This is a genomic window from Mycobacterium sp. (genome assembly GCF_040509115.1).
GTDB lineage: Bacteria > Actinomycetota > Actinomycetes > Mycobacteriales > Mycobacteriaceae > Mycobacterium.
In genome coordinates, this window is the sequence record NZ_JBEVLO010000506.1 from 1 (window position 1) to 10,355 (window position 10,355).

The 10,355-nt window shown below is 63.5% G+C and carries 11 protein-coding genes and 1 pseudogene; 4 read left to right on the forward strand and 8 right to left on the reverse strand.

Annotated features, from left to right (window positions below; all coding sequences use genetic code 11):
- On the reverse strand, positions 1-229 hold a 229-nt coding region (locus tag ABW137_RS34270; RefSeq protein ID WP_526407182.1), incomplete at its 3' end, for a hypothetical protein.
- On the opposite strand from ABW137_RS34270, the gene ABW137_RS34275 reads away from it, so the two are divergent.
- Both ABW137_RS34275 and ABW137_RS34280 read left to right on the forward strand, forming a co-directional pair.
- Positions 186-632, forward strand: coding sequence for a mycothiol transferase (locus tag ABW137_RS34275; RefSeq protein WP_526407162.1), 447 nt, complete (start codon positions 186-188; stop codon positions 630-632). The two genes, ABW137_RS34270 and ABW137_RS34275, sit on opposite strands and share 44 nt — an antisense overlap.
- A 126-nt stretch (positions 633-758) precedes the next feature.
- Positions 759-1,241 (forward strand): GNAT family N-acetyltransferase, encoded by a 483-nt coding sequence (locus ABW137_RS34280; protein WP_526407164.1) that lies wholly within the window; start codon positions 759-761, stop codon positions 1,239-1,241.
- A gap of 154 nt (positions 1,242-1,395) precedes the next feature.
- Here ABW137_RS34280 and ABW137_RS34285 read toward each other — a convergent pair whose 3' ends face one another.
- The 3 genes from ABW137_RS34285 to ABW137_RS34295 all read right to left on the reverse strand — a co-directional run bounded on the left by ABW137_RS34285 (position 1,396) and on the right by ABW137_RS34295 (position 4,696).
- On the reverse strand, positions 1,396-2,376 hold the full coding sequence (locus ABW137_RS34285) for an aldo/keto reductase (protein ID WP_526407166.1): 981 nt from the start codon (positions 2,374-2,376) through the stop codon (positions 1,396-1,398).
- A gap of 24 nt (positions 2,377-2,400) precedes the next feature.
- Complete coding sequence (locus tag ABW137_RS34290; RefSeq protein WP_526407168.1) at positions 2,401-3,120, reverse strand: TetR/AcrR family transcriptional regulator; 720 nt, start codon at positions 3,118-3,120, stop codon at positions 2,401-2,403.
- Positions 3,121-4,222: 1,102 nt separating this feature from the next.
- Positions 4,223-4,696 carry a MarR family winged helix-turn-helix transcriptional regulator gene (locus ABW137_RS34295; protein ID WP_526407170.1) on the reverse strand — a complete coding sequence of 158 codons (474 nt, stop codon included), beginning with the start codon at positions 4,694-4,696 and terminating at the stop codon, positions 4,223-4,225.
- 199 nt (positions 4,697-4,895) lie between these two features.
- On the opposite strand from ABW137_RS34295, the gene ABW137_RS34300 reads away from it, so the two are divergent.
- Complete coding sequence (locus ABW137_RS34300; RefSeq protein ID WP_526407172.1) at positions 4,896-5,807, forward strand: alpha/beta fold hydrolase; 912 nt, start codon at positions 4,896-4,898, stop codon at positions 5,805-5,807.
- Between the two features lie 579 nt (positions 5,808-6,386).
- A complete protein-coding gene (locus ABW137_RS34305; protein WP_526407174.1) occupies positions 6,387-6,782 on the forward strand; it encodes a hypothetical protein in 396 nt (131 codons plus the stop codon).
- Positions 6,783-7,096: 314 nt separating this feature from the next.
- Here ABW137_RS34305 and ABW137_RS34310 read toward each other — a convergent pair whose 3' ends face one another.
- From ABW137_RS34310 to ABW137_RS34325, 4 genes and pseudogenes are all read right to left on the reverse strand, one after another.
- Complete coding sequence (locus ABW137_RS34310) at positions 7,097-7,738, reverse strand: nitroreductase family protein (protein ID WP_526407176.1); 642 nt, start codon at positions 7,736-7,738, stop codon at positions 7,097-7,099.
- Between the two features lie 417 nt (positions 7,739-8,155).
- A pseudogene (locus ABW137_RS34315) lies at positions 8,156-8,403 on the reverse strand (acyl-CoA dehydrogenase family protein); the annotation flags it as partial.
- A 14-nt stretch (positions 8,404-8,417) separates the two neighbouring features.
- A complete protein-coding gene (locus ABW137_RS34320; RefSeq protein WP_526407178.1) occupies positions 8,418-9,539 on the reverse strand; it encodes an alpha/beta fold hydrolase in 1,122 nt (373 codons plus the stop codon).
- Positions 9,540-9,590: 51 nt separating this feature from the next.
- A partial coding sequence (locus tag ABW137_RS34325; protein ID WP_526407180.1) for an enoyl-CoA hydratase/isomerase family protein occupies positions 9,591-10,355 on the reverse strand: 765 nt, incomplete at its 5' end.

The following is a 10,355-nucleotide window of genomic DNA, read 5'->3' on the forward strand; positions in this document are numbered from 1 at the left end:
TTGGCACCTGAAGGGTCGGGAGTCCGTCAAGTTTGCGCGCTGCATTGTTGGCCGGTCTCTCGGATGCTTGCGCCGTCCGTGCCGGGTCGTCAGGGTTGTCCTGGCTGTGTTGCGCTTCGCTGCGCGGCTCGCCTGTTGCCGCCGTGTGACTTGCGGACGAGTCATCGCTTTGCGGTGGCGGCTCAATGCTCATTGGCGGACCGGTTCTGTTCAATTGCGCGGCGATCACCTTCGGGGTCCCTTTTGTCACTGTGACACTTGTAACTGTCCCGTGCGACGACGACAACGCCGACATGTTTGCGGCCCAGCACGAATCAATGGAGAGCGTCGTGTCGTACGCCCACGCGTGCTTCGCCCACGCTGACGCGACGATCGAGGCCCTGGACCTGGGCGCCGAGGGCAGCGTCGCCTGGTGGCCCGAGGACGTCCGCCGTTGCACGTTGGAACAAATCCTGGTCCACGTCGCCCTCGACGAAGCCCGCCACGCTGGCCACGCCGACATCCTCCGCGAGCGGCGTGACCGGGTGACCGGGCTACGCGGGCCCGGTGACAATCTGCCGGCGTGGACGACCCAACAGTGGGCCGGTCATGTGAGGCAGCCTCAACAGATCGCCGATCGATCAAACCGGTAGACAGCTCGGCGTGCGATCGAGGGTGGTTCGAGTGACCGACTCTTGGGGAATCGCGAAGGCTCATAGCTGTTCCTGCAGAACGGGATTCGCTCCCCCTCATGCGTCACCACCTGCTAAGTTCAGCGCATGCCTGAGGTGACCATTCGGGTGGCGCGCGCCGACGAACACGCAGATATCTCGGAGCTAGCCTTGCGCTCGAAGAGCTACTGGGGTTACAGCAAAGAGTTCCTCGATGCCTGCCGCGACGAACTCACCTTCGATGCCGCGGTGTGCGCGTCGGGTATGGCGTGGGTGGCCGCGCACGGTCCCACGCTCGTCGGCGTCAGCGTGATCAAAGGTGCACCACCCATCGGCGAGCTCGCGGGACTGTTCATCGATCTGCCTGCGATCGGCACCGGATGCGGCCGAATGCTGTTGACCCACACCTTGCGTGCAGCGCGAGAGCACGGCTTCGCTGAACTGGTCCTCGACGCCGATCCCGGCGCTGAACCCTTCTACTCGCGCTTTGGCGCAGAGCGAATCGGCGACTCACCCAGCGGCCTACTTCCCGGGCGGATGCTGCCACACATGAAGTTCGTGTTGAACCGCGCTTCACCTGTCGAGTCGTAACCCGTGCGTCTCGAACCCGCGGTGATGGCAGCCCCGCAATGCGAGACCTGCCGTCCGCGCCGCCGCCGAACCCACCGCCGTGCCTTGACACCATCATTGAGAGTCTCGGTCTTGAAGACAGAAGCGCGAACGTGACCTGACTGTGTGCGGGAGTCTAGTCAGTAGGAGGTCGCGCGCCAACGCGTTTCAACGCGGCCGCTGTGGAAGCTGGCATCTGGCTTAGGGTCGCCGACCGTTCGTCTTCGGCTGCGGTCAGCGCGGCAACCTCGTCGTCGGTTAGTCGGGGTGCGATGTCGACGGCACCGATGTTCTCGCGCAGGTGGAGAAGCGATTTGGTACCCGGAATCGGGATCATGACCGGTGAGCGGCGCAAAAGCCATGCCAGGGCCACGGTCGAGGTAGAGACACCGAGCCGCCGCGCAGGCCTTGTGAGGGCGTCCGGTTCGCCGAGGTTGCCGAATGCAAGCGGCCAGAACGGCACGAACGCGATACCGTGTCGCTCACAGGACTGCAGGACTTCAATCCCGCTGCGGTCGACCAGGTTGAAGCGGTTCTGAACGGCCGCGATGGGCGTGATCTTCTGGGCGTGTTCGAGCCTCTCGGGTGATGCGCCAGAGAGCCCGATGTGTCGGATCTTGCCCTCGTCGCGGAGCTCGACCAGCGTGCCCAGAGCCTCCTCCAAGGTGACGTCCTTGGGTGGTGGGTCTTGGTCGGGGCCCTGGTTGTCGCCTTGCAGCCGCAAATAGGTGAGCAGACTGACGTCGGCGCCCATGTCAAGAAGCGCGTCCTCCACTTGCGTCCGCAGCGTCTCCGGGCGTTGGTCCAAGGTCCATCCGCCGGCTGGGTCGCGCCACGCTCCTACCTTGTTACCGATCACGACGTCGTCGGGCAGAGGTCTGAACGCCCGTCCGATGATCTGATTGACAGTGCGCGGGCCGTAGGCATTGGCGGTGTCGAAGAATCGGACTCCTTGGTCCACGGCGCCGCGAAGTACGGCGATAGCGCCAGCCACATCGTCGGGCAGCCCGATTACACCGGGGCCCGCCAATTGCATGGCGCCATACCCGAGCCGCAGGACGCGCTCCCGGTTCCCTATCAGGTGGTCAGGCGCGAATTGCGTTTGGGCAGTCGACATCTCATGCTCCTTTCGTTGGGCGTCTTATTGGGGGGTTGGTGTCGCGACGCCGACGGCGGCTGAAACTTGTTCAGAGTGCTCGGCGAGCATGCGCAGCCACTGGCGCAGCAGGGCGTCCTCAGGGCCGGTGAAGAGTCCCGCTGCGGAACTCAGCATGGCCAGCACCGCCCGAACGGCCTCGCAGGCGTTATCGCGCTCAGGCGAGACACCAGTGAGTTGGAACAACAGCGCGGATCGCATTGTCCGTGCCAACGGTCCGCTATTGGACTCGCCGTGGTGGATCAGGTGCGTGACGCAGCCGATCGCCATGGCGGTCGTCACGGCGATCGCTTCGTCCACGTCCATCTGGAGGACTCCGGCATCTGCGAGACGCGTGATTGCGCGTCGCAATTCGGTCTCCGCGGCCTGGGCAGCGTGAGAGCGGCGCCTCTCCGCTCGCCCATACAAGATCGTGTACAGGGCGGGATTCTGAACACCGAAGCGAATGTGCATGTCCCAGCCAGCGCCGAAGTCTGCGACGCTGTCGCCCGTCTGCGGGAGGTCGTGCTTCTGCGCCAGATATCGGGTAAACGCTTCATCGAAGACTGCCTCGATGAGCCCGCGCTTGTCTCCAAAGTGGTGATAGAGCGTCGGTGCGCCTACGCCCGCCGCGTCGTAGAGTTCGCGCGTCGTGGGCTCTCGTTCGGGGTGTTGAGCAAGCAGCATGCGCGCCGCCTCGAGCAGACTTTCCCGTCCGGATGCCATGAGAGTCGATGATACACAACTCTCGCTGTAGGCAGATCATCGATACACTGTCACGGTGGCCGGATCCACGAGAAAGAACTGCGTGCGCCGATGATTGTGGCGCGCAGATGCAGAATTCGTAGGGTCCGAGTGAACAGCAAAGGACCTCGAACGCTGACTCCAATGCCGAAGCGGACGTGGCCCATTGCTAATACAGCTGGCGTTCGATGAAGCCGGACACTTCTCGCAGGACGGTCACGAGCTTGAGGGGATCCCGCGCCTCGCGATGAGCTCCTCGGCCGGACGGCCAGCGCCGCCGACCTGCTCGTGCCCACCCGGGGGCGGCGGCGCCGATTAGTGGTAGTCAATGGCAAATCGCGTCACTCGACAGAGATTCCGATTAGCGACGCAAAGCGGCACCGCGATGATTGGCCACAGTTGCGCCCTGACGTAACGGTTGCAAAGACCACGTCATCATGTTCAGTCAGACCAACGTCCATGCGTTCGGCAGGTCTGCTGCCGTTTCCACCTGGTCGGAGTCCAACCGGTAACCCGCCATGCCGGTAGGTGGAACACTCTCGGGTTGTTCGCTACGTGGCGACGGGGCGGCATCGAGGCCGTCGGCGCGCCCCGTCCCCGAAGCGGCGCTGTCATGGGCGAAATCGCAGACCAAGCCCTAGGAGCGCACGCCCGTCCCATGTCACCCCAATAAAAGGCGCCGCTGGTGGCGCCGTCAGCACAACCATGTCACTAGCTGCAGAAGCCGACGAAACGGCGCGACCGGCCCCACCGGACGTCCTCGCAGCGTTGGTGGCAAGACAGTGGCGGGCGTGGCCCCGACGAGGGGTGGATTGCCCAACCGACCGCGTTGGCTACTCCCCCACCCTGGTTCGCCTCGCCTTTCGTGCTGGCCGTGTCGTCACAACCGTCATCTATTTCGACCTGCATTCGCCGATCGCTCAAATGGTCGCTGTCACAACAAATTTGATCCGATGGAAGCAGGGCCGACGCAGTGGCGGAAAGAATGTACTTGGTGCCGCCGCAGTTGTAACAAACAATGCTGCTGGACAGTACGTCCTGGGGCGGCAGTGACGGCGTCAGACCGGGCGTATTGACGTTCGGGTCAGCCACCCGGGTTAGCCATCCATCGTGGCAGATCAAACCGGATCGATGCATTACCGACAAGGTGCTTGAGGCTTTGCTCCATTGATGCAATCGCCTCGGCGCCGACCTCTTCCTGCCACCTCGCGTACAGGTCGTTGAAGATCGATGTGGCCTCGTTCTGCATCTCCAAACCGCGAGAAGTGACGCGCAGCAGCATTCGACGGCCGTCCCGCGGGTCGAGTTCACGCGCGACATAGTTGCGCTCCACGAGCACCGCGACCGTCTTGGCGGCCGACTGCTTTGACACGGACATCTGTCGCCCGAGTTCTGACACATTGTCAGCACCGGTTCGGATGGCCTCAATCGCGAAGTCGTGAACGGGCCGTACGTCGACGTAGCCACGAACTTCGAGCTCCGCGCTGACGCAGTCAACGAGCTCACGGAACCCACCGAGGAGTAGCAGCGCGAAATCAGCGCCGTGGCGGGCGGGCATGGAATCAGTGTAGGTGGCGATTTCATCGGCGACGGGACACGCAAGCGCCGGTTGAAGGGTCCGTCGACACGCAACGGCGCACTCCTCCGCAACGTCGCGACATCCCGGCTCCCGTTGGTAGCCACTGCGCATTCGTTTGACTTTGACACCTAGGTTGTCGATTATTAGACACCCAGGTTGTCTAAATTGGAGGAAACCTATGGCGGCGCGACGTCCATCTGGAGCCACGATCCCCGAGGTCACTCACTGCAGTGTGCCCGTCAACGGGACGACACTTCATTACGTCTCCGCGGGCAAGAAGGGGTCGCCGATTCTTCTTCTCCATGGGTGGCCGGAGACTTGGTGGGCTTTCCGCAAGCTCATCCCACTGTTGGCGCAGAATCACCGTGTGTTCGCTGCCGACCTCCGAGGGTATGGAGATTCATCCGCAGACGGAGTCGACTTCAGTGAGACGACCCACGCAGAAGATATCCACCAATTGGTAGACATGCTCGACGCTGGCCCCGTGCACCTGCTGTGCCAGGACATTAGTGGAGGCCTGGCATTTCGGTTTGCCGTGACCCACCCAGAGAGCGTGATGAGCTTCATTGCCGTCGAGACAACCCTGGCTGGCTTTGGCTTGGAATCTTTGACAGACGTCAACCACGGAGGCTCGTGGCACAACAGCTTCCTTGCCGCTCCCGGCATCCCCGAGATGTTGCTGGCTGGTCATGAACGGGAGTTTGTCGGCGGATGGGCCCTGCCCATGATGACTGTCGTCGACGACGCCATTTCGGATGAGGACATCGACGAATTCGTTCGTTCCTATGCACGACCAAATGGTTGGCGAGGCACGGCAGGGCTGTACCAAGCCATCTTTACCGACAACGGGATGACGCGGACGCTTGTCCAGACGTACCCACTGTCCATGCCAGTTCTGGCGGTAGACGGAGCGAACGCCCCCATCACGGCGGAGACCTTCCGGCGGATCGCCGCCACGGATATTGATGCAGTCGTCGTTGAGGGAGTCGGGCACCTGGTCGCTCAAGAGGCCCCTGGGCAGCTCGCCGCCGCCATGGAGAAGTTCATCCGCCCAATCGATGCGAGCCAAGCTGGCGACTCAAATACGTAGACTGGCACCACCAAGTCAGCGGGGTGTGGTGGCAGCGCACTGCCGCCGATTTAATCCGCCTCGGAGTAAAGCGCGCACAAGGCAATCAAATTTGCCGAGTCAAGCGGAAGAGCAAGGCACACTTCGAGTACCGGTCAATGAACTGGGCGCGCGGTGAATGCAAGATGGGTGGTTTCGGCGGCACCAAGTCTGCCGGTGCCCCACCAGCCTCTTGGGCCTGGCGTGTGACTGCGGCGAACGGCACGCACCACTCGGCGAAAACCGCGCTGAGCTTTTCGCGCACGACTTCAATACGCTCCGAGTCCTTCAAGGCTCGTTCTGCCCGGCAAATTTCGGTACCTCCAGCCGTTCACGGCTAGGTGTCGGCAATGACATCCAAATATGCCGCAGCCGCTCCAGCAGTGACTGATTGCAGCGCAGGAGATTCTGTCGGCGAACCCGAGAAGTGTCTGTGCGCCCGGGTTCGTTCTCACGGGACAGAACCACTCTTCCAGGTGCGGCTTGGTTGTTCGTCGATGTCCAGAAGGACGCGGCCCGGCTCTAGTGTCGATTCGGTGATGCATGCAATGCCGTTCTTCGTTGCGGCGCAACGCGATCGACCGCCTTCATGTCGCAGTTCGGCAGCTCGATGCTGAGTCGTCATGGATAACCGCAGATGTCCACGAAAGCCTGCCATGCTGGGGTGGCGTTCACGCTGTGCCCCGCGACAACCTCAGCGCTACCGTGCCCGGCTCATTCGAAAAGGCGGGCGTCAACACCGAATGCGCAAAGGTCGCAGTGGCTCACGGTGTGCTTTACATCTTGGCCACCGAGCTCGCCCAAGTGAGCTTCGACGCGCCAATGAAGCTCCTTGGCCACGAATCCATGGTCGCCTCGCAACGCTACGTCGACGGAAGTGACTTCGTCCTAGAGCCCTGGGTCGCTCGACGAACCTACAGACAGCACATGCTCGTGTTGATCGCCAGTTTGACGTGATGAATAGCTGCTGTGTTATCCCTATGTGGTGGAGCAGAATCGGCAAGCTTCAATCCCTGCGAAACGTCAGCCGGGCGGATGGCCGGGCACGCAGCTGGTCGCGATTCATCCGGCGCTGCCTAAGTTTTAACCAGCACCGACGACACGCTCAGTAAGCAAACCTCGGTGTTCTAGCCACGACTGCATTGAGGATCTCGTCGGCAACACACTTCGCGACTGGCGGTCGGGCCGTTGAGGACCTAGCCCACCCTCGGTGGTGGCACGCTTCAGCGGCAACCTCCCTTCAGGAAGAGCGACTACAGACCCAGGTGCAATTACCATGCGTCCCAGTGAGTCAGCTGCTCGGCTGGCAGGCGCTTGGCCTTCTTGAAATCGTTACCCTTGGTGTACGCGACCGGGAACAACCCGCCCTGCGAGTACTCGTTGAACGGGATGCCCAGGACGTCGGCCACCTTCTTTTCGCCGTTGCCTGTCAGATGCAGCGATGTCCATGCCGAACCGAGGCCACGGGAGCGAAGCGCCAACATGAAACTCCAGGTCGCAGGGAGCAGTGACCCCCAAAAGCTGGCACTCGTCCCCGCGGGTGCGCCGTCGGGTCGGCCCTCGAGGCACGGAATCATCAACACTGGAACCTCGTGAAGGTGCTCGACGAGGTACATCGCCGAGTCGACGACCTTGGGGGTGCGCTCGTCGCGGCTGTCGCCGTAGAGGGGCTTTTCCTGCTCCTGGTACAGAGTTGCAGCTGAGCGGTAGACGTCGGCGATGGCCTTCTTCTTCTCGGCGTCCTCGACGAATACCCACTGCCATCCCTGCGAATTGGAACCGGTAGGCGCCTGCAACGCTAGGTCCAGGCATTCGAGCAGGATCTCACGCGGCACCGGCTTGTCGAAGTCGAGCCGTTTGCGTACCGAGCGAGTAGTCGTCAAAAGTTCATCGGCAGACAGGTTAAGGGTCATATGTGGATAATACATTGCGCTAGCAGAGTTTTGGTGAAACACGGCCCATTGCGACCAATTGCGGCCGAGCGGGATCGGTGTTGGCCGAGGTTGCGGAGAAGCACGGTCTAGCCGGGCCTGAAATTGGTCGATTGCGTTGTTAGGGAATACAATCAGGCAGACCCGGCTCCCGCCTAGATCTGAGCCACCTCGACGTGTCTCATTGGTCGGGAGTGTCCATGCCACAGAACGAGCCAAGTGAATCTCAAAGGACTCTCCGGGACCTGCTTCAGCCCAACGCGGTTGAGACATTGGGGCTGGCACCATTGAGACTGCGATGTCGCCTACATTCGTCGATGTTCATGAACGCTGACCGAGGTGATGTACCAAGCGCTGAATTCTCACGCGCAGAACACATGTGAGCATCGGATGAGGCATTCACTTCAGGAGGGCGCGGCTCATGACGACCCGCTGGATCTGGTTGGTGCCCTCGTAGATCTGGGTGATCTTGGCGTCACGCATCATTCGCTCACCGGGAAGTCGGTGGTGTATCCGGCACCCCCGAACAACTGAACGGCATTGGTGGTGACCTCCATGGCGAGGTCGGACGCGAAGCACTTCTACGCTGCGGAGATGAAACCCAGGTCGGGTTCTTCGCGCTCGGCCCGGGCGGCAGCGGTGTAGTGCTTCTGGCGGGTGGTCAGCGGACGAGGCGGAAGAAGCCGCGGACCTGCTCGACAAGAGACTCCGGCTGCTCCAGTGCGGCGAAGTGGCCACCGCGCGGAAGCTCCTGGAACCAGCGCAGATCGGTGAACCGCAACTCGGCCTCCCGCCGCGACGGGCAGTGGATGTCCCGCGGGTACACCGACAGTCCCGACGGCGCGGTGACCCTGTCCCGGAAACTGCCGAAGCTCTCCCAGTACAGTCGGGCCGACGACGTGGCCGACGCGGTGAACCAGTAAACCGAGATCTCGTCGAGAATCGCCTGCCGCGACACCGCGTCCTCCGGGTGCCCGTCGTTGTCGGTCCACGCCCAGAACTTCTCGGCGATCCAGGCGGCCTGCCCCGCCGGAGAGTCGGTGAGTCCGTAGCCGAGGGTCTGCGGCCGCGTCGCCTGCTGCCCCGAGTAGCCCCGTCCGGTGCGCTGGAACTCGTTGGCGGCCTCGAGGTTCGCCTGTTCTCCGGGCGTCGGGTCGTCGAACGTGCCTGCCGCCACGGAGCCCATGTTCACGTGCACGCCGACCACCCGTTCGGGGGCCACCTCGCCCAGCGCGCCGGACACCGCCGATCCCCAGTCACCGCCCTGGGCCCCGTACCGCGGGTAACCCAGGGACACCATCAGGGCGTCCCAGGCGCGCGCGATGCGCTCGACGCCCCACCCGGTGGTCGACGGCTTGTCGCTCCACCCGTACCCGGGCAGCGACGGAGCCACCACGTGGAAGGCGTCGGCAGGGTCCCCGCCGTGCGCGCGGGGGTCGGTCAGCGGGCCGAAGACCTCCAGGAACTCGAGCACCGAACCCGGCCACCCGTGCGTGAGCACCAGCGGCAACGCGTCCGGTTCCGGTGAGCGGACGTGCACGAAGTGGATACCCAGGCCGTCGATCGTGTCGCGGTACTGCGGAAAGGCGTTGAGCCGCTTGGCGAACCCGAAGTCGTACTCCTGCGCCCAGCTGTGGCACAGCTCTTGCGCGTAGGCCAGCGGCAACCCCTGGGACCAGTCGTGCACCGGTTCGGGCTCGGGCCATCGCGTGCGTCGTAGCCGGTCCCGCAGATCCGTGATCTCGGCGTCGGTGACGGTGACCTCGAACGGTTCGGCAGCCACAGCGGCTTCCCTTCTGGCTCGGTGGATCTCGGGTCGGCTACCTGAACCACCCTAGTAGCGGTGGGACCCGACGGCGCCGGGGAAGACCGGTTCGGTCTTGCTGCGCACCGCGGCGATCCCCACCTCCGCGTCGGGCAGGGTGAGGCTGTGGGCCTCCATGTAGAGCGAGTGCTCGAAGATGCTGATGTTCTGCAGGTACCAGTCGTTGAGCGCCGCCTTGGTGGCCTGGATCGCGAACTGGGGGCCGCGCGCAAGCCGTCCGGCGATGTCCTCGGCCGTGGGCATCAGCTCCTCGTGGGGCACACACTTGCCGACCAGGCCCATCTCGGCGGCTTCCCGGCCGCTGATCCGGTCGCCGGTCAACAGGAGGAACTTGGAGCGGGCCATGCCGATCGCGAGAGGCCAGACCAGCGCGGCGTGATCACCCGCGACCGCGCCCAGCTTGATGTGACCGTCCATCAGGACCGCCTTCTCGCTGGCGATGCTGATGTCGGCGAGCAGCGCGATCGCGAGGCCGCCGCCGACCGCGACGCCGTTGATCGCGGAGACGATGGGCTTGCGGCAGGCAATCATGTTGCGCACCAAGGCGCGACCGTCCCTGGTGTCCACGGCCGGTGGGCCGTTGCCGGCCTCGATGTCGCCACCGGCACTGAAGGCCCGGCCCGCGCCGGTGATCAGAGCGACGTTCATGTCGGGGTCGTCGTCGAACTCGCGCCAGATCCGGCCCTGCTCGCCGTGTCCGACCTCGCCGGAGGCGTTCAGCTTCTCCGGTCGGTTCATGGTGATCCGCAGGACCCGGTCCTCGCCGGGTTCCAC

What these genes read in the sequence shown, in the direction of transcription:
- ABW137_RS34275 (WP_526407162.1), top strand. Translation starts at nt 186, where the DNA reads ATGCTCATTGGCGGACCGGTTCTGTTCAATTGCGCGGCGATCACCTTC.
- ABW137_RS34280 (WP_526407164.1), top strand. Translation starts at nt 759, where the DNA reads ATGCCTGAGGTGACCATTCGGGTGGCGCGCGCCGACGAACACGCAGAT.
- ABW137_RS34285 (WP_526407166.1), bottom strand. Translation starts at nt 2,376, where the DNA reads ATGTCGACTGCCCAAACGCAATTCGCGCCTGACCACCTGATAGGGAAC.
- ABW137_RS34290 (WP_526407168.1), bottom strand. Translation starts at nt 3,120, where the DNA reads ATGGCATCCGGACGGGAAAGTCTGCTCGAGGCGGCGCGCATGCTGCTT.
- ABW137_RS34295 (WP_526407170.1), bottom strand. Translation starts at nt 4,696, where the DNA reads ATGCCCGCCCGCCACGGCGCTGATTTCGCGCTGCTACTCCTCGGTGGG.
- ABW137_RS34300 (WP_526407172.1), top strand. Translation starts at nt 4,896, where the DNA reads ATGGCGGCGCGACGTCCATCTGGAGCCACGATCCCCGAGGTCACTCAC.
- ABW137_RS34310 (WP_526407176.1), bottom strand. Translation starts at nt 7,738, where the DNA reads ATGACCCTTAACCTGTCTGCCGATGAACTTTTGACGACTACTCGCTCG.